Here is an 18312-nt window from a genome sequence, read left to right as displayed (position 1 = left end):
AAGCGCAGCTTGAATTGTAAGGAGACCCCGCCTGGAAGGGCGGGGTTCTTCATTTTCCGTTGTATTTGGCTGCTGAGTCGTCAGGGGTTGAGGGCGGCGTGATTCTTGCTGTATCCGGCAAGTTAGGAAAGTGAGATCGCCATGAAAGTGGTGTGTTCTTGGTGCCGAGGCGAAGGTCAGGATGGTTTCGTCGGGGAGAAAGCGCCGTTCGATGATCCCCGGGAGACGCACAGCATCTGCCTCACGCATGAGAGAGCGGTCAGGGCTCGTTGGGAGGCGCGTCGACAAACGACATGCGTGTTATCCCTTCCTCCCAGGCTTATCCGGAGCCCTGGCTGCTGTATGAGCTAACCGCATTCTTCATGAACGCTTCTCCTGAGACGGTTTCAAGTTTTGGGTTTCCTGTTTCAGGTTTGTGATTTCTGCACAACGTGATCCCAAAGCCGTGAAGTGCCGTACGTGAAGCGTATTTCGTTTCGGGATCCGGGCGCTTCACGTTTCACGAACGACGTGCACGAGCTACAGGGCCTAGCCGTTATCGCTGCCCTGCTATTTCTTGGCAGATTTCTTCTTGGAAGTTGCTGAGCGTTTTCGGAGGGGTTTTCTTCCGGACTTTCCCTGCTCGGTGGAGCTGAACTCTTCCAGCTCCCAACGATGTCGCGTCGACTTATCCTGTGCCGTCACGGCAAGTACCACATGAAACGGGGCGCTTCGGCCGTCCGCCGTTTGTCCTTTGCTCCAGGCCTCTCCGGCGTCGTTGAGGACTTCCAGCAACGTTTCATACTCTTCTTCATCATCCGGGAGTACCGCATGGGCGTTCGAAATGAGGAGGATGTAGCCTTTGGCGGGAAGCCACTCGAAATCAGCGAGACATTCCTCCAAGGCATCCCAGTTGTGTCCGAAGTATTCCGGGAATGACAGTGCCTGCGCGAATTCATCGAAGAGGCCCGACGTCGTTCGACATTTCTTGCCTTCGATCGTGCGCATTAGAAATCCGGCGGGAGCTGTGACTATCGTTGTGGCCGCACTCCCGCGAGGTAAGACGAGAAGTCCTGACCAGGGAGGTGCTGAGGTGCTGAGGTGGGTGCGGAGAGACAGTGTTACCGGCATAGGGCGCTCACGTGCTGCAGTTTCTGTCAATTGAGGGGGACAAACGTTCTGTAGTGATCTCCGGTATAGTAGGCCTTCCCGGTTCGTTGCTCGATCACAATCCGTTCGGCGTCACGCCCGCGCCCGCAGATCTTCGGGTTGACATCATACTCCCGATAGCGACCGGGAGGAAGACGGCGTTCTCGATTTTGGAAGTCACGTCCCCCGACATAACCTGGAAGTGGACGCCCTCCTCGCTTTTCCAGTTGTGTGAGGAGATCGTAGGCTTTTTCAGGCGGGGTTGTAAACCACGAAGGATCGTCGGTCTGCGGAGGGAGAAGAATCGAGGCGCTGGTGGTCGGAGTGTGGGAGACGAGGTCTGGAGTTGTGGTACCGATCGATGGAACAAGTAGGATCGTGCAGCAGAGGGCGACAAGTAGGCCGAAGTGTTGGAGCTGCTGCCATCGACGGGTGGACACAGGTTCTCTCCTGTGCGGATGTGTGGCTCAGATGAGACGACCGTAGCATTCTCTTTTCGCGAAGGTCAAACCCTCTCCTCAGGGATTCACGTACTTGCCTGGATGTCTTCAGCCCTGTTTGCTAGAATGAGCGGGCCGGTGTGTGCCGCGAACAAAACCGAATCATCATATCGTCACTGATTATCTTGCGGAATGTATTTGCTGTGTTGAGGAGTGGCTCGAGCGGCTCGGTCTGTGTATCACGGGCCGGTGTCTCCACTCTACTTGTGCTCGTACTCCTCACGTTGGCGGGGACGTCGAATGCGCAGTTGAGTCCGAGCGGCTCGATGCGGAGATCCCCGGCGGACGTCGTCAAGCGGTATGTGTTGCTGGATCAGAAAGGAGCACGCCTCGACGCCTCCTCATTCGATACGGTCATGCCCTATGTCGAGTGGAAAGAGGAACCGGCGTGGGGGCATATCGTGGTGGTGCAAAAAACCACCGTGTCCGAGGATTACCGGCAATGGGAGATTGTGAACAATCTAGAAGTTATCATCCCGGTGACCTTTCAGGTGCGAGGCTCGGTGTATCTCGAGACGGCCAGCTTTGTCCCTGAGGACAGGACCGAAGAGGTTCGCTTTCACGTGAAAGTCGTGGGCAATTACTGGCGTATCCTCTCACCAGTCATCCCGCCCCATGTCGGGTTGAGGCGGATGGTGAGCTTTGCTCGAGATGCGGCTCTCCACGAATCGGACGACATCCAACGCACAGTACTCACCGACCTTATCGAATCGTTGCGAAAGGCAAACTAATGGCACAGACGCCTGTGGACCTCCTGATCTTTGACTTGGACGGAACGTTGATCGAGTCCAAATGGGACATCGCCCATGCCGTCAATTTCACGTTGAATGAGTTGGGATTGCCGGAGCGTCCTCTTGAAGAGATCTTCGGGTTTGTCGGAGACGGGGTGAAGCGGCTGCTGCGCCTGGCGGTCGGGGAAGGGAATCAGGAGAAATTTGAAGAAGCCTTGAAAGTGTTCCGGGGTCATTATCTCGAACACTGCTTGGACCGGACGACCTTCTACCCAGGAATCGAACCCATGCTCGAGCATTTTGCGCACAAGCAGAAAGTGATCGCGACCAACAAGTCGATTGAATACACGCGCGTGATCTTGAATGGGTTGGGACCACAACATTTCATGTACATGGTGGGCGGAGACAATGGGTTCGGCCTGAAGCCGGAGCCCGGTATGCTCCTCCACATCATCAGCAAGATGGGCGTACCGAAGGATCGGACGGTCCTTGTCGGAGACAGTACGAACGATATCAATGGCGGGCATAACGCAGGCATTCGGGTCTGTGCCGTAGGATACGGCATGGGCAATCGGCAGAAGATGGAAGCCTGCCAGCCTGATTGGTTCATCGAAACACCGGAACAACTCACGGAGATTTTCATATGACTATTCATCCGTCTCGCGTATCTCGTGAAGCGTCTCCCGCTCAAAAGTTTCACGTTGCAAGTTTCAGATTTCGAGTTGCCGGAGGAACCTCAAACATGAAACGAGAAACATGGAATTCGAAACTTTCGGGTGAGCCATGGACGAAGCTCCGTGTGTCATACGTCACCGTGCTTCTGCTGGCGCTAAGCCTGATTCTCAACGTCGATCTGTCGTTTGCAGCGTCACCGAGCTTTGCCGATCGGGTGATCGAGCATCGGCTTGCCAATGGGCTGACGGTGCTCATGGTCGAGCGGCATCAGACGCCGGTTGTCTCCATCAACATCACCTTTGCCGTGGGCGGCATCAATGAGCAGGTGGGCCAGACGGGCATTGCCCATCTGTACGAGCATATGGCCTTCAAAGGCACGCGTGTCGTGGGGACGACCGACTACGAGAAGGAAAAACCGCTCCTCGATGAGCTGGCCGTCGTCGGGACGGAACTCGATCTGCGGGAACGAGAGGTGGCGGCCAAAGAAGGGGGAGGGGCGACGGAAGACGAACGAGCGGCAATCGAATCGCTGCAGAAGCGGTTTCTGGCCCTGCAAGCGCAGGCCGGTCAGTATGTAGTCGGCAATGAAATGGCGCTGATGTACCAGCGGCACGGTGGCGTGGGACTCAATGCCTCAACCGGGAAAGATCTGACGCGGTACATGATCAGCTTGCCCTCCAATCGACTCCCGCTGTGGGCGGCAATCGAATCAGACCGGATGGCCAACCCTGTCTTACGCGAGTTTTACAAGGAACGCGGCGTCGTGATGGAAGAGCGGCGTCTGCGCAACGACGACAGTCCGAACGGGCTGTTGTTTGAAACCTTTACCTCGGCGGCATTCCGGGCCCACGGGTACGGAATTCCAACCATCGGGTGGGGCTCCGATATCCTCTCGTTGACACCGGCTGCCACGGAAGCCTTCTTCAAGACCTATTATGGCCCGAATCGCGCCACGATCGCCTTGGTGGGGGATATCAATCCCAAGGAAGTCATTGCCTTGATTGAGCGGACGTTCGGGAAGATTCCTGCCGCGCCGCCGGCGCCATCCTTGGTGACGGTGGAGCCGGAACAACGAGGGGAACGCCGGGTGGAGGTGGAGTTTGATGCCGAGCCGGCTCTTGTGATCGGTTATCACAAGCCGACCCTGGGCCATCCGGATGATGATGTGTTTGACGTGATCGATGCGGTGCTCAGCGACGGCCTCACGTCCCGCTTGCATCAGAAACTGGTGCGGGAGAAACGTTTGGCTGTCTCGGTCGGGTCCGATGCCAGTCATCCCGGAGTGCGTGCGCCGAATCTGTTCGTGCTCACGGCGACGCCATTGGCTCCTCATACGGCCTCGGAAGTCGAAGCGGCGATTTATGAGGAGGTTGAGCGGCTGAAGCAGGAGCCGGTCTCGGCACAGGAGCTGGAGAAAGTGCTCAATAACTTGGATGCAGATCTCGTGCGTGGACTGCGATCCAACAGTGGATTGGCGTCTCAACTGGCTCTGTACCAGGCGGTTGCCGGCGATTGGCGCTACATTCTGACGTCACGCGACAATGTGGGTAAGGTGACGGCTGCCGATGTCCGGCGAGTCGCCGCGCAATACTTTACCAGGTCGAATCGGACCGTCGCGGTGTTGGTCAAGAAAAGTCTCGGTAAAAGTGTGACCGCCATGTCGGGCAACGAGGTGCAGCCATGAGGATAGTGAGGGGTGAGGGGCAAGGGGTGAAGGGATGGAGAATCACTGCTTTGTTGGGGATGGCCGTATTGCTGGCTTCAGCCGTCACGGTCTCTGCCGGTGAACCGGTACTCGGTGATCCTCGATCCATGGCGTTTCAACCCGTGGAATTTTCACCGCCGGAGCCGGATCGGGTGGTTCTCGAGAACGGCATGGTCGTCTATCTTCTGGAAGACCATGAGTTGCCGCTTGTGTCGGTGACGGTCACGATGCGAACCGGGAGTTGGCTTGATCCGATCGACAAGATCGGATTGGCATCCATGACCGGTGCGGTCATGCGGACGGGCGGTGGAGGAGGACTGTCGGCCGAGCAAGTCGATGCGGAGTTAGAGCAATTCGCGGGCGATGTGAGCATCGGAATCGGTCGGCAATCAGGGTCGGCGTCGTTGGATGTGTTGAGCAAAGATGTCCCCCGTGGGTTGGAAATCTTGGCCGGTCTCTTGCGAAGACCTGCGTTTGACCCGGCTCGCGTGGATCTCGCTAAGCTGCAAGCGATCGAAGGGATTCGCCGAAGGCAGGATCATCCGGGGTCCATCGTCGGTCGAGAATTTGCCAAGGTGCTCTATGGGCCTGATCATCCCAGTGCCCGAGAAAGCTCGCTGGATTCGATCACACGGATGACGAGGGACGATCTGGTTACCTTTCATCGCGATACGATTCATCCCAATGGGATGATTCTCGGTGTGACCGGCGACTTCAAAAAAGATGAGATGCTGGCCGCACTGCGCAAAGTATTCGGAGACTGGAAAAAGGGAACGGTGCCGGAATTGAGGATTGCCGATGTGCCGGAAGCGGAGCCGTCCAGGCCGGTGGTCAGGTTCGTCAGTAAGGAGACGTCGCAGACCCATCTTCGTCTGGGACATCTCTCGATCAAGGAGAATGATCCCGACTACGTCGCCTTGGCCATCGCCAACGACATCTTAGGAGGAAGTTCGTTTCGCAGTCGCCTGTTCAATGATGTGAGGACCAAACGCGGGCTGGCCTATTCCGTCGGCAGCCGTCTCAATACAGGCACGCACGACCAAGGGGTTTGGCTGATGCGGGCGGAAACGAAACTGACCTCCACGCAGGAAGTGATCGAGCGGTTTGTGGCGAATATCGAACGGATGCGTGCGGAGCCGGTGAGCGATACGGAACTGGCCGAGGCCAAGGAGGCCTACGTGAATTCGTTCGTGTTCTCCTTTGCCAGTCCTTCGGCGATTGTCAGCCGGTTGGTCGAGTTGGAGTATGACGGGTTGCCGAAGGACTTTCTGCAGCAGCTGCGCGCTAAGGTCGTGTCGTTGACCAAGGAGGAGGTTCAGACAGCGGCCAAGAAACATTTGCGCCCGGATCGTTTGAAGATTGTTGCGGTTGGATCCGGTGAGGCCCTGCCGAAAGCCTTGGCGACGTTCGGAGAGGTGAAGGAGATCACGCTGAGCCCGGAAGGGTGAAGAGGGACGCGGCGGCTAGCCCGTGCGTTTTGGCGTATCGCCATGCGTTCGTATCAGTATGGCTGTCGGCATTACTATCGACATGGCATCACGCTCCTTTAAGGCTGCGGCCTTGGGCCGCAATGCCGTCGCGTGCTGGGCGTCTTGCTCATGAAGGTCGACTCGCGACGTCGACGCCACAAAGCACGGACTCGCCACCATGCGTAGGGTTGGGATAAGGGGAAAAAGAACTCACCGCCGAGGGCTAATTCATGCCGCTTGAAGATGATTTTTGTGACATTCTGAAAAAGTCCCGTGCCGGACAGGGCTTGTCCGTCGGCGATGTGGCCCGCATGACGGGATTGCCCGGTGGCGATATCACGGCGCTGGAACGTGGCGATCAGCCGCGAGACCGCACGGAGGTGCGTGCGCTGGCCACGGCGTTGGGCTTGCGTCCGGAGCCGCTGGCGCAGATCGCGATCGATAAGTGGGAGCCGGTTGCCCAAGGCATGCCGCCATGGGTGGAGGTGGTGCAGGGGTCCATCAACGGGTATGGCGTCCAGGGATACCTCCTGCACGATGAGGGGGAAGCGCTGCTGGTGGATACCGCCTATAACGCGCCGGCCATGCTGGATCAGCTTCGCCGTCGCGGGTTGAGACTGCTCGGCATCTGTTTGACGCATGGCCATGCGGATCATGCCGAGGGGATTGAGCAGATTCTTAACCGGTATGAAGTCCCCGTCTACCTCGGGCCAGAGGATGTGGAGCTGCTCAGTTGGCGACCGCGGCGGGAATTGCTGGTGGTCCCGGACAATGATCTCATGATCCGGTTCGGCCGTCGCACGCTCCGATGTATGACGACGCCCGGGCATACGCCGGGAGGGATCTGTTACTGCGCGGATGATGCCCAGTGGCCGGTCTGCTTCGTCGGGGATACGCTCTTTGCCGGATCGATCGGACGGTCCAATCCCAAAGAGTTGTACCCATCACATCTCAATTCAGTCACCCACCGCGTGCTGAAACTCTCGCCGGACTATCGTCTTCTGCCCGGCCATGGACCTGCTACGACTGTCGAGGAAGAACTCGAGCACAATCCGTTTGCAGCGCTTCCATAACGCAGAGTGATTATGAATGGTTTGGGGCGAGAGGAATATCGAGACCGTGAGAACGGGACTGTTCTTGATGTGGGGGAACAGCCTCCACCCCAGATCGTCGATGTCACGGAGGACGAAGACGAGGGTGCGCCGTCGTTTTTTTCCAAATGGACGCTTCCGATTGTCCTCTTCCTCCTGACGGTCTTTACGACGCTGTGGGCCGGGGCCTACCAAACGTACAATGGTCCGGCGCGCGGCCCGTTGAATTTTCTCCTGACATCTCCTGAGCTGCTCTGGCGAGGCATTCCGTTTGCCGGGGCCTTACTCTTTATCCTCACCACGCATGAGTTGGGACATTATGTGCTGTCGAAGATCCATCGAGTACCTGCCTCCCTGCCGCTGTTCATTCCGGGGCCGCCGTATTTCATCGGAACGTTCGGCGCCATCATTCGTATGCGAGGGCCGATTCTGAGCCGCCGTGCGCTGTTCGACATCGGCGTCGCCGGTCCTTTGGCCGGATTCGTGGTTGCTGTCGCTGCGCTGATCGTCGGATTGAATCTGTCGACGGTCGTGGATCGAACCGCCACGTTGGGATTGCAGCTCGGTGAACCGTTGCTCCTCCAATTCATGTCCTGGCTCATCATCGGGCCGCTCCCGCCGGAGGCGGATGTGGTACTTCATCCGATCGGGTTTGCCGCTTGGTTCGGGCTGTTTGTGACGTCGCTCAATCTGTTGCCCATCGGCCAGCTGGACGGCGGCCATGTCGCCTATGCCTTGTGGGGGAAGCGACAACGGACCATGGCGCTGGCGTTTCTCCCGGTCCTCTTAGCCTTAGGATTTTTCGGCTGGCCCGGCTGGTTCCTCTGGGCCTTTATGGCGGGATTGTGGGGCCTCGGCCATCCACCAGTTCTAGACCCTCACATCCCGTTGGGGCGTAACCGGACGATCGTCGGCTGGGTTGCGTTGGCCGTGTTTATTGTCACTTTCGTGCCGGTGCCGTTTTCCGTCCACTGACAGGCTGTTTATATGGACTTGCCACGACGTGCAAGATCACGAGAAGTGGCACTGAGGTCAGACTGCTCATCTATATTTGATGGCCAGGATTCACTGGTTGGAAGCATTGGAGTGTTGAGTGAACCGGTAGTGACTGGTGCATGCCTATGTGTCCACGACTTGCCTCTATGATCGATGGAAGGCAAGGTCGGAGGATAGTCCAACCTTCAAGGTACGGTACTGATGAGCAATTCGATATTTCATCTTTTCGGTTAATTGCCACATATAGATGAACAAATTCAGTTGGAAGGGAACGCTTGTTGACTAGCTAGTGACGGCCATTTCTGGTACGTCGAGTAGAACCTCGTGCCCGGCTGGTCCTGCGAGCGAAGAGCCATTTTTTAAACGATGCTTGGCTTTCTCCGGACGGTCTGCCCGCGAGGAGACCTTCAACGCTGATGTCCTCATCAAGCTTCTCCCAGTGAATTCCATGCCCTCTGCCGATCAATCGCCAGCCTCTGCGTTCTACAGGTGTGGCATGAACGAGGCGTGGAAACCAAGCAAGTGGCACGGACAGGCTCCGTCCATCGCTCAACTCGACGGTGAGCGTGTCTTCCGTCACGGTCACCGTTTCGGCGACCGGTAATGAGATTTCAACTGCCGAAGTATTCATCCCATGCCTCCAGAAGGCTGTTTTCATACTCAATCACGAGCTTATGCAAACGGACGATTTCCGAACGAGAAAATCCTCCACTTTCCTGTAATCGAATCGGATCGAGCCAAAACTTTGCCACCTTGTCTTCCCGCTCAATGTGTATGTGCGTCGGTTCTTCTCGATCACCCGCATAAAAGAAGAACCGATACGGACCAGCCCTTAGAACCGTCGGCATGAACGTTCGCTCATACGCACATATTAGCATGTCTGCGCTCTCGAGCTGAAGCGATCTGCTGCTTCTCTGGGGCCAGGCTGACCGGAGGTTGCAACGCCTGCAACCTTCTTCAGATTTCCTTGTTCGATTTTCTGAGGAGCCCTACAGTGGAGAAATGATTGCAGAGAGTGTATCGGTCCCACATTGCCCGAAGTGTCAGGCGCAACGGCCTGATGGAGCAGAGGAATGTGGACGATGCGGGATTATCTTTGCCAAACACAAACCTCTAGCGGCGAAGGGGCGTCTTTCACCATCTCGGCCAGCAGTCATAGAGTCTAGGTGGTTCCTGACAGCCAAGCAGTGGCTGATTGAATCGGACCAGACGACCGAATCCATGACCTTCTATGGTCGAGCGGCGGTGTTCGTGGCCATGGTTTGGTGGGGCTGGGCATTCATGACCACCCCGCTTGAGACGAATTACACCGGTGAGTCATTTGTTCATCTCATCAATCTGCCGTTTCATGAAGCCGGCCATATTCTCTTCATCCCCTTCGGGCGCTTTATGACGATTCTGGGCGGCACCCTGGGGCAGATTCTTATGCCGGTGATCTGTCTCGGGACATTCCTGGTGAAGACCCATGATCCGTTCGGTGCCTCCGTAGCCCTCTGGTGGATGGCAGAGAGCTTGATGGACATCGCGCCCTACATCAACGATGCGCGCGCGATGGATCTGATGCTACTTGGTGGAGTCACCGGAAAGGAAACGGACGGGCATGACTGGAACAACATCCTGACGATGCTGGACTTGTTGGAGTGGGATCATCGCTTGGCTCACTTGACCTATAATCTTGGAATACTTCTGATGCTCGCTTCCTTCCTCTGGGGAGGCACTCTCTTGCTGCGTCACTCCCGCCGACTCTGGGAATAGCGATCCCTCCTTGCGTGGGTGTACCAACTCTCTTACGATATCCAAGCAGGCCAATCGAATGTGAGGAGCCACAGGTCGTGTCACCTATCACTACCCTGTCAAGTGTCTGTCTTATTGTGGCGTTGCTGACTGCATCGGCCTTTGGCCAGGAATCAGGAAATCCAAGCGATCTCGCATCTCGTACACCTACGATATCCACCTCTCCATGGCATTATGGAGCCTATGTCGATGTCGGGTACGTCGGAAATTTTAATTTTCCCGACAATCATCTTTGGCGGCATCGCGCCACGGCGGCTCATCATAACGAGCTCTCTCCCAACATGGGACTGGCCTATGTGCGCAAGGATGCGAGAGAGACGTCACGTTGGGGCATGGAACTGGGTTTCCAGGGAGGGCGAGACTCTGAAGAGTTTGCCTTCTTAGTGGGCGAGAGACGCGTCGAGGGATCGGATGTGCTTCGACATCTTCATCGTGCGAATGTGTCGTATCTTGCTCCGGTCGGCAAAGGGCTGACGATCACCGCCGGCCTATTCAACAGTTTGATGGGGTATGAGTCGCTCTATGCAAAAGACAATGCCAACTACACGCGATCATGGATTGCGGACAACACGCCGTACATGATGTTCGGCGTAAATGCCCAGTATCCTGTGAGCGACGCTCTCACCGTCACGGCCTTTGTCGTGAGCAGTTATTATCATCTTGCCCATCCTAACGATCACCCCAGTTATGGAGGTCGATGGATCTGGAAAGCCACACCACGATTCACCCTCATGCAAACGCTTTATGCAGGACCGGACCAACCAAATACGTCGATGGAGTTCTGGCGGTTGTACGGCAATCAGATTCTAGAATGGAAAGGCGACGACGTGACGATCGCGGCGTCTCTCGATATTGGAACTGAACGCATTGCAAGTCAGCCGGATAATCCCCGAGCCTTTGTCATGGGAGGAAACCTGGTCGCCAGGTGGCATGTCGCCGGGCCGTGGTCTGTGGCGCTGCGGCCTGAATTCTACTGGGATCGGAACGGTCGCTGGACAGGGGCTGAACAGTTCGTGAAGGCCATTACTTCCACAGTCGAGTACCAGCTTCCCCATAAATGGACGAATACGATCGTGCGGGTTGAGCATCGGTATGACGACTCCACCGGGGCAGGAGGTGGCTTTTTCAAGAGCGGCGAGATCCGTCCCGGGGTTCCCGGCATTGTGCCGGGACAACATCTTTTCTTACTGGGAGTCTTGGTGAGCTTCGATTCACTCTAACCCTCTGTCGCGTGAGACCAGTGCTACTTGAGGAGCCGCAGTTGCTCTACGATAGACTTGCCGAGTGTTTGGATGGCTAGCCTCTTCGCGTCGTGCAATGGGGCATTGTCATCAAGGAAGGCCGCCGCTCCCACTATCTTTGATCGTTCTTCGACAGTCTGGATCCGAGTATGCCAGTCAGAGTGGGCGGCCCACAGGCTTCCTGTGGCCATCACGAGCGCGTCGCTTTCGGTACCGGGAGCGAGATAGGCTCCGAGGAGAGTCGGGTACAACCAGGCCAAGTAGTTGTTGTACCGATCGATGCCGGCGACCCCATCAACGATCAAGGTCATATCGGCGCCGAACCGAGCCCCCGCCTGCCTGATTTCTTTGATATCGGTACCGCGCAGTCTGACATCCGTGAGTACGAACATGTCCGCAAGGAGCCGCTCATCTCGCAGCGGTGCGAGCTCGCGGAGGAGCTGATCTCGATCTGCGCTCAGCCACTCAACCTTTCTGATGGATGGTGTGTCGGGAACTTGATGTTTAACAAAGAAGATCCCGAGGCGAAACGGTGGGGAGGGGCGAGCGCTCCCTGGCAAGACAGGTGGGGTTTCCGAGGCTGAGGGAGAGTCGAGGTGAAGGGCTTCGCGCATTGCAGCCTGATCGAACCCTCGACTGCCTGCACAGCCAGCCGACCCTGCCACGATCAGCGCGAGGGCAATTCCAAAGGAATACTGGGTTACCGTCCTACTGAGCCGTCGCATCGCATTCCATCTGTTAGAATCCGCTTCCCCCTCCGCCGCCAAAGCCGCCTCCCGACGATCCGCCGGAAGACCTGCCACTGTTGAAGCCGGATCCTCCGGAGCTTCGTGGTGCAGAGGCCATGACCGCTCCGGTTGCGGTCGACATCTGCGAGAGGTTCTCGACAAATCGGCCAGGCTGAAAGTCTTTGAGATGTCTTCCTTGATACCAGGTAGGCGGTTGCGTGTAAATGCCCTCAAAAGCGCGGACCCAATTGCGCTCGACGCCCAACGCCATCGCGAAGGGCAGAAATTTCTCGAACATCTGGGGAGTCTTGAGGACTCGTGCAAAGCGATCGGACTCAACCCGGGTCAAGAACTCTTCGAAGCCAAGTATCTGCTCCAACACCCGCGTGCCACGAATCGTTCTCGCAGGCATCACCCATCCGAATCCCATGATGATCGCGCTGGACAGCAGTCCCCCTGCGAGACCGGTCTGGAGTGCGAGACCATAGTGTTCCTGTAAGAATGCCGCCCCGGAGAGTGACGCGACCGCCGCAGCGATACCGATGGCCACATAGATGTACCTGACCCGATCCGGCCGACTTGCATAGTATCCTCTCTTCATGAGTTGATCGAAGAGCGATGATTTGATCCCATCAAGATAGGTATAGAAGCGATTCTTCAGATCGGAGAGGGGCACAACTGTCATGGTGCCGTTCGAAAAGATTCCGTTTATGATGATCTGTTCATGCGGCTTGAGCTCCGTCCACTCCCCGGCGGACTTCACTTGGTGCAGAGAGAACTCTGTACTTGACCACAAACCGAGGAGCTGGGGCTCCTGGCGTTCCTCAATGCGGACAAATCCTCGAACGGCGAGGTCCACCACGGTTGCTGTGATATCGCGCAGATCCGGCGAGTTGTCAATCAAGGTGCCGAGCTCGGCGGGTGTCAGTTGTGCCGGAGGTTCATAGGCAACCGTGATGGGACGTCGATGTGGATCACGGCCTCGCAGATACCACAGGCGCCACATCAGGCCAAAGACACCGATCGGGAGGAGCAACGGCCAGTTGGATCGGAGGAAGTAACCAGATAATTTCAGAGAACTTGGCTCGATGACGAGTCCCTTATCCCAGCCGACCACAGCCGTGAGCCCCTCACGAAAGCCGAGTGGCCGTGTCATCTGATAGCGGATTTCAGGGCCGGTAATACCTATGTCCGCTTGTTGTTCACGTGCTCCGTAGGCCCCACTGAAAGCGAGAGCTTTGACACCCGTCGCTCCGGCAGGAAGGAGAATGCGCGCCCCCGCTGATTCGATCGGTACGTCCCATTCGTCGCCCGTCACGTTCCAGTACAGTTCGTCGTGTTCTTCGAAGTATTTCAGCCCATTGGTTACCCTGTAGCGCAAAGTCAGCGTCTTGGTGGTGTCCTGTGCATCCGGCAACCAGACCTTGAAGACTTGATAATGCCGATCGCGTGAACTCTCGTACTTGAGTGGGACCTGGTGCTCGTCCGTTGCACTGAGGAGATCCAGCCATAGGGTGTAATTGAATCCTTGCGGGGTTCGGTATTCGACTGGAATATCACGTTTCAACCCGTTCCACGAGCCTGTAAATCGAGGTCGGATCGTTTCGGTGACGATCAGGTCCCCATTCGTAAGGACCTGAATCTCGGCGTGGAACTGTTCGATGACCATCGTCCGGCCCTGTGCAGGGGGACTGGTGAGCAGGACGACATCAACCACGAGCCACAGGGTAAAGAGCAGCGGAAAATAACTTGATCGGAGGATGGATGGGATGCGCCTTGTCACGGGGCAATCAGCGTGTCTGTTCGAAGCTGACTTTCGGCACGCCGCGCTCGACAACATCGACGAGCTCAAAGAATTCGCGTGCTTTAAAGCTGAAGAGATTCGCGATCATGTTGGAGGGGAATTCCTGGATCTTGGTGTTCAGGTCTCGGACGACGGCGTTGTAGTAGCGGCGAGCATTCTGCAGGGCCTCCTCGATGTGGCTGAGGGACGCCTGAAGTTGCGTGAAGCTTTCGACCGCGCGTAATTGCGGATAGGCTTCAGCGACGGCAAACAGAGATTTCAAGGATTGCGCCAATAGGCCTTCTGCTTCCGCTTTTGCGGAGGGAGTTGTTGCTGACATTGCGCGATTGCGGGCCCCGATTACGGCGTCTAGGGTTTGTTTCTCATGGCCCGCATAGCCTTTGACCGTTTCGACCAGATTGGGGATGAGATCATGCCGCCGCTTGAGTTGCACATCGATGTCAGCCCAGGCACTCTCAGACTGGACCTTCAACCGAACCAGGCTGTTGTAGATGCCGATGACGATCAGCACGCACACTGCCAGGACGATCAATGGAATCCACGTCATGGGCGCTCCGTTGAACGGGTATTCAGAAGTCGTGAACTTGTGGGAACTATATCCCTGGGTCGTGGAGCTGTAAAGAAAAGCGAGGATAGCCGACACCAGGGGGGAACTATTCCACGATGGGGAGAATGCGATCAGCCACCGCCTGCACGACGGCTTCTTCTTCAGTTGTCGTTTTCGGACCCTTGAAGCTTAGAATCGTTCCTCCGTGACTTGGTGCCTGGATCGTGGCGCTGACCTCAACCCGATCACCGTCTTCGACCTCCGGGTCGCGAACGACTGGCTTGCCGCAGATCCCCAAGACGGCCACTGACAGGGTCGCCTCATCCTCTTCCAGACGGAACAGGTACGCGCCATAACATGGATCTCCATTCGCCAAGGTATACGGGGCCAGCGGTTGCACATCTCGTACAGTGCCTCGTACGGTCACATGCCGAAGATGGTAGATCTTCGGTTCATCGAGAATCTGTTGGAGGCTGATAGGATCTCCGGCCCAGCCCAGGGTCGAAGATAGGATCGAGGCGGAGAGCGTAAGGCAATAGAGGCGATGAGTTGCACGACAAATCATGAGTGGAAACTGCTCGGAGTGGGCGTCAGTTTAACATGTTCTTCATAAGAAACCCGCAGCAGCTTTGTCTTAGACACCTCGCATCGTTATAATTCAGCCTCGTTGAGCAAGGAGGATTACGGGCATGGGACATGAGCAACGACTCGGGGCCTTTATCGCGGAGACACGGCCTCAGTTCGAGGATCTCTTGGGCCAGATGGTGGAAGTGCCGTCGATCAGTATGGATTCGTCTCGTGCGGGAGATATGCGGCGTATGGCCGAGCTTGCGAAGCAGTATCTCGATGATTTGGGGGCCGATCCGCACATCGTCGAGACCGGGGGAGCTCCCATTGTTTCGGGAGGCTGGACTACGGGGGCTGAGTACCCCACCGTCACGATCTACAATCACCTGGATGTGCAGCCCGCGCAAGAGACTGAGTGGAAACAGGCTCCGTTCGCGTTTCGGAACGATCGCGGGATCTACCATGGCCGAGGGGCGACCGATGACAAGGGACCGGCCCTTACGGCCTTGTTCGGTGCAAAATATGCGATTGAGCAAGGGGTGCCGATTAATATTCGGTTCTTATGGGAGCTTGAGGAAGAGATCGGCAGTCCGCATTTTCGGGCAGGGCTTAAGGATCGTGCAGCGATCCCGAAACCGGACTCGGTTATCGTGTCGGATACGATCTGGATCGCCAAGGGGCGGCCTGCGGTCCCCTATGGTCTCCGTGGTCTGCTGGGGGCGCGTCTGGTCTTACGCACCGGGGAGAAAGATGCGCATTCAGGTGTCACAGGGGGGGCGGCCCGTAATCCCCTGGCCGAGTTGATGGAGGTGGCCACCTCGTGTGTCGATGCGCGAACCGGGAGAGTGAAGATTCCCGGCTTCTATGATGATGCGGTGGAACCCACGAAGGCCGAGATCAAGAGTTTCTTGAAGTCCGGTTTCCAGGTGAAGGGTTTCAAGGAGGCCTATGGGTTTCGGTCGCTACGGGTTCAGGATCCTGCCGAGGTCCTGCGGCGGATTTGGGCCTCGCCGACGTTCGAAATTCATGGTCTCAGCGGCGGCTACCATGGACAGGGTGTGAAGACCGTCGTGCCTGGCCATGCTGAACTTAAGATAAGCATGCGTCTGGTCCCCAACCAAGTTCCTGAACGGGTGTTTACCCTCTTCAAGAAACATGTCGCCAAGATCAATCCAACTATTAAGGTAGAGCGAGAGGGGATGCTCCATCCATTTAAGGGGAGCTTTACCGGGCCTTATGTGGATTGTGTGAAGCGGGCTGTGAAAGCGGGATTCGGAAAAGAACCGGCCTTCGTACGTGAGGGAGGATCGATTGGGGCGGTCGTCACGATGCAGAATATGTGGAAGGTTCCAATTTTATTCATGGGGTTAAGTTTGCCGGAACATGGCTATCATGCGCCCAATGAATATTTCGACTGGGGACAAGCTTCCGGTGGAATGAAGGCATTTGCCTGTTACTTTGAAGAGTTAGCACGAATGGGAAAGGGTGAGGGGTAGAATGTAGCTCTAATTGTATAGCTCGCTTAGGGGACCCACAAGGGTCAGTTTTGAACAGAGCTTCACAAAAATTGGTTGACTGTGTTGTTTCTTCTGCAGTGATAGGATGAAATTTCCCAACTCTTAACGATTCTGATCCCACAAGTCATTGAAAGTACGCGCTGGGAAAAGCCTGCCGCTTCAATCATAGGGCATAGAAGTTGCTCATTTGTTCAATGGTGAGATGGGCATATGGTTTTCTATGGGTTTCCGGTCTCGATACTCGTCCTCCCATCACGGTTGAATGTGCAAGGATTGGTTAGGTATCCTGGCGGCCTATGGATGGCGAATTGGGTCAGAAGGTTGTCGTCGTCATGGTGAGCGTGGCGAACCAAGAGGAAGCAGGAAAAATCGCCGACCTGGTGGTAAGATCCCGCCTTGCGGCTTGTGTTTCAACTATTCCCACAGTCCAGTCAACCTACCGGTGGGAAGGAAAGATTGTAAACGATCAGGAGTCGCTTATCTTCATCAAAACAACATCCGATAAAGTCTTGCCCCTTCAAGAGGCGATTTTAACAGTTCACACTTATAAGGTGCCTGAAATCATAGCAATTTCTGTTACACAGGGATTTCAGCCGTATCTGGACTGGGTTCGGAGCGAAGTTTCCTAAACTCATGGGGCTGACATGACTTCAGGGGCATACCGGTTTTTAGGGGGGTTGACCGGGAGGAAGAGAAGTCGGTAACGTGGCGGTCTCCACCGGGTGAACCTACCGGGATCAATTGGCAGGGGGGCGATGACTATGGCTCAGACAACGAATCAAGACGGCGGGACTTATACGGTTGTCGTCTTTCGAGGGTCGACGGCAAAACCGTTGCGCTTCAGTTTTTCGAAAAAGCTTCTCCGGACGCTGCTGACCTCTGTTGGTCTTCTTGTTGTTGCCGATCTGCTCGTCGTTTCTCACTATGTTGTCAGGACGGGAGAGGTATGGGAACTGTCTGCGTTCCGCAGTGAGGCAATGAGTGCGCGTGAGCAGACTGCGGCATTTACGACAGCCATCGATGATCTCAAGAAGCGAATTGGGGCCATGAACGAGGTCAATCAACGACTTCGAGTCATGCTGGGGATCGAAGTTCCAAAGTCAGGCGATATGGTGAATGGCCGAGGTGGTGAGGACGTTCCGCTTCTTGAAGGTGGGGCGATGCCAAGCCTCAATGGGAATACGAATCCGGGTTCGGCGAGTTCTGCAAGTTCAAAGGATGGAGGGGAAAAGTCCAACCAGGCGTCTGCTGTGGGTGTTGACCAGTCCAAGAACCATCTTGAGGCGGTGGCTGCTGTGAAGGATGGTCTGGAGTGGCTCTCGAAGGCGACCACGGCCCAAGAACGCATCTTGTCGGAGTTATCGGAGGCTGCGGAGCAACGTTCCTCTCGATGGGCTTCAACACCTTCTATTTGGCCGGTAAAGGGATGGGTGACATCAGGGTTTGGTCCTCGTGTTTCTCCTTTCACTGAGAAGCCAGCGTGGCATGATGGGTTGGATATCGGGGCGGCTCCCAATACTCCGGTTCGTGCACCGGCTCAAGGCCGGGTGACCTCAGTAGGCTATGATCCGAAACTCGGGAATATGGTCCGCGTCGACCATGGGTTCGGGGTTGAAACACTCTACGGGCATTTGGCCAAGGCTTTGGCCAAGGAAGGTCAGCGAGTCGATCGTGGCGATGTCATTGCGCTGGTTGGCAGTTCAGGTCTGTCGACTGGCCCGCACCTGCATTATATGGTGAAGTTGAACGGTCAGGCACTTGATCCAACCAAGTACATCCTAGAGTAAAAGGGGTGAAGGCTCACGAAACCCTCCCATTC

At 56.2% G+C, this 18312-nt stretch carries 20 protein-coding genes; 11 read left to right on the top strand and 9 right to left on the bottom strand.

Annotated elements, in window-relative coordinates; translation table 11 throughout:
* Positions 1 to 549: 549 nt before the first annotated feature.
* The gene (locus tag ACMTNU_RS14245) at positions 550 to 987 is read right to left on the bottom strand and encodes a barstar family protein (protein ID WP_413935929.1); all 438 of its coding nucleotides are present in this window, start codon (positions 985 to 987) and stop codon (positions 550 to 552) included.
* A gap of 149 nt (positions 988 to 1136) precedes the next feature.
* Complete coding sequence (locus ACMTNU_RS14240) at positions 1137 to 1568, bottom strand: ribonuclease domain-containing protein (protein ID WP_413935928.1); 432 nt, start codon at positions 1566 to 1568, stop codon at positions 1137 to 1139.
* A 326-nt stretch (positions 1569 to 1894) separates the two neighbouring features.
* Between ACMTNU_RS14240 and ACMTNU_RS14235 the strand changes: the two genes are divergently transcribed.
* From ACMTNU_RS14235 to ACMTNU_RS14220, 4 genes are all read left to right on the top strand, one after another.
* Positions 1895 to 2359, top strand: coding sequence for a hypothetical protein (locus ACMTNU_RS14235; RefSeq protein ID WP_413935927.1), 465 nt, complete (start codon positions 1895 to 1897; stop codon positions 2357 to 2359).
* On the top strand, positions 2359 to 3006 hold the full coding sequence (locus tag ACMTNU_RS14230) for an HAD family hydrolase (RefSeq protein WP_413935926.1): 648 nt from the start codon (positions 2359 to 2361) through the stop codon (positions 3004 to 3006). The genes ACMTNU_RS14235 and ACMTNU_RS14230 overlap by 1 nt, the downstream gene beginning before the upstream one ends.
* Positions 3007 to 3101: 95 nt before the next feature.
* Positions 3102 to 4718, top strand: a complete 1617-nt coding sequence (locus ACMTNU_RS14225; RefSeq protein WP_413935925.1) for a M16 family metallopeptidase — start codon at positions 3102 to 3104, stop codon at positions 4716 to 4718.
* Entirely contained in the window at positions 4715 to 6187 is a 1473-nt protein-coding gene (locus ACMTNU_RS14220; protein ID WP_413935924.1) for a M16 family metallopeptidase, read from the top strand. The genes ACMTNU_RS14225 and ACMTNU_RS14220 overlap by 4 nt, the downstream gene beginning before the upstream one ends.
* A 15-nt stretch (positions 6188 to 6202) precedes the next feature.
* Here ACMTNU_RS14220 and ACMTNU_RS14215 read toward each other — a convergent pair whose 3' ends face one another.
* Positions 6203 to 6367, bottom strand: a complete 165-nt coding sequence (locus ACMTNU_RS14215) for a hypothetical protein (RefSeq protein WP_413935923.1) — start codon at positions 6365 to 6367, stop codon at positions 6203 to 6205.
* A gap of 71 nt (positions 6368 to 6438) precedes the next feature.
* Between ACMTNU_RS14215 and ACMTNU_RS14210 the strand changes: the two genes are divergently transcribed.
* Entirely contained in the window at positions 6439 to 7281 is an 843-nt protein-coding gene (locus tag ACMTNU_RS14210) for an MBL fold metallo-hydrolase (protein ID WP_413935922.1), read from the top strand.
* Between the two features lie 12 nt (positions 7282 to 7293).
* Complete coding sequence (locus tag ACMTNU_RS14205; protein WP_413935921.1) at positions 7294 to 8274, top strand: site-2 protease family protein; 981 nt, start codon at positions 7294 to 7296, stop codon at positions 8272 to 8274.
* A gap of 307 nt (positions 8275 to 8581) precedes the next feature.
* On the opposite strand, the gene ACMTNU_RS14200 is transcribed toward ACMTNU_RS14205, so the two are convergent.
* Together ACMTNU_RS14200 and ACMTNU_RS14195 are read right to left on the bottom strand one after the other, a co-directional pair.
* Positions 8582 to 8926, bottom strand: a complete 345-nt coding sequence (locus ACMTNU_RS14200; RefSeq protein ID WP_413935920.1) for a DUF2442 domain-containing protein — start codon at positions 8924 to 8926, stop codon at positions 8582 to 8584.
* Positions 8907 to 9143, bottom strand: coding sequence for a DUF4160 domain-containing protein (locus ACMTNU_RS14195; protein ID WP_413935919.1), 237 nt, complete (start codon positions 9141 to 9143; stop codon positions 8907 to 8909). The genes ACMTNU_RS14200 and ACMTNU_RS14195 overlap by 20 nt, the downstream gene beginning before the upstream one ends.
* A 154-nt stretch (positions 9144 to 9297) precedes the next feature.
* On the opposite strand from ACMTNU_RS14195, the gene ACMTNU_RS14190 reads away from it, so the two are divergent.
* Together ACMTNU_RS14190 and ACMTNU_RS14185 are read left to right on the top strand one after the other, a co-directional pair.
* Complete coding sequence (locus ACMTNU_RS14190; protein ID WP_413935918.1) at positions 9298 to 10050, top strand: zinc ribbon domain-containing protein; 753 nt, start codon at positions 9298 to 9300, stop codon at positions 10048 to 10050.
* Positions 10051 to 10127: 77 nt separating this feature from the next.
* A complete protein-coding gene (locus ACMTNU_RS14185; protein WP_413935917.1) occupies positions 10128 to 11309 on the top strand; it encodes an outer membrane beta-barrel protein in 1182 nt (393 codons plus the stop codon).
* A gap of 23 nt (positions 11310 to 11332) precedes the next feature.
* Here the strand turns inward: ACMTNU_RS14185 and ACMTNU_RS14180 are convergent, their stop codons facing one another.
* From ACMTNU_RS14180 to ACMTNU_RS14165, 4 genes are all read right to left on the bottom strand, one after another.
* Positions 11333 to 12055 carry a hypothetical protein gene (locus ACMTNU_RS14180; protein WP_413935916.1) on the bottom strand — a complete coding sequence of 241 codons (723 nt, stop codon included), beginning with the start codon at positions 12053 to 12055 and terminating at the stop codon, positions 11333 to 11335.
* Positions 12056 to 12068: 13 nt separating this feature from the next.
* A complete protein-coding gene (locus ACMTNU_RS14175; RefSeq protein ID WP_413935915.1) occupies positions 12069 to 13841 on the bottom strand; it encodes a DUF2207 domain-containing protein in 1773 nt (590 codons plus the stop codon).
* Between the two features lie 7 nt (positions 13842 to 13848).
* Positions 13849 to 14409 carry a LemA family protein gene (locus ACMTNU_RS14170; protein ID WP_413935914.1) on the bottom strand — a complete coding sequence of 187 codons (561 nt, stop codon included), beginning with the start codon at positions 14407 to 14409 and terminating at the stop codon, positions 13849 to 13851.
* A gap of 106 nt (positions 14410 to 14515) precedes the next feature.
* Positions 14516 to 14974, bottom strand: a complete 459-nt coding sequence (locus tag ACMTNU_RS14165; RefSeq protein ID WP_413935913.1) for a hypothetical protein — start codon at positions 14972 to 14974, stop codon at positions 14516 to 14518.
* Between the two features lie 124 nt (positions 14975 to 15098).
* Between ACMTNU_RS14165 and ACMTNU_RS14160 the strand changes: the two genes are divergently transcribed.
* The 3 genes from ACMTNU_RS14160 (at position 15099) to ACMTNU_RS14150 (ending at position 18280) form a co-directional block, all read left to right on the top strand.
* Positions 15099 to 16472: a M20/M25/M40 family metallo-hydrolase gene (locus ACMTNU_RS14160; protein ID WP_413935912.1), complete on the top strand. Its 1374-nt coding sequence runs from the start codon at positions 15099 to 15101 to the stop codon at positions 16470 to 16472.
* Positions 16473 to 16789: 317 nt separating this feature from the next.
* Positions 16790 to 17122: a divalent-cation tolerance protein CutA gene (gene cutA / locus ACMTNU_RS14155; protein WP_413935911.1), complete on the top strand. Its 333-nt coding sequence runs from the start codon at positions 16790 to 16792 to the stop codon at positions 17120 to 17122.
* 132 nt (positions 17123 to 17254) lie between these two features.
* Positions 17255 to 18280: a M23 family metallopeptidase gene (locus ACMTNU_RS14150; RefSeq protein WP_413935910.1), complete on the top strand. Its 1026-nt coding sequence runs from the start codon at positions 17255 to 17257 to the stop codon at positions 18278 to 18280.
* Positions 18281 to 18312 lie beyond the last annotated feature (32 nt).

It is taken from the genome of Nitrospira sp. BLG_1, from assembly GCF_047338595.1.
GTDB lineage: Bacteria > Nitrospirota > Nitrospiria > Nitrospirales > Nitrospiraceae > Nitrospira_D.
Note: the sequence above shows the minus strand (reverse complement) of the source record. Positions and strands in the feature narration are given on the sequence as shown.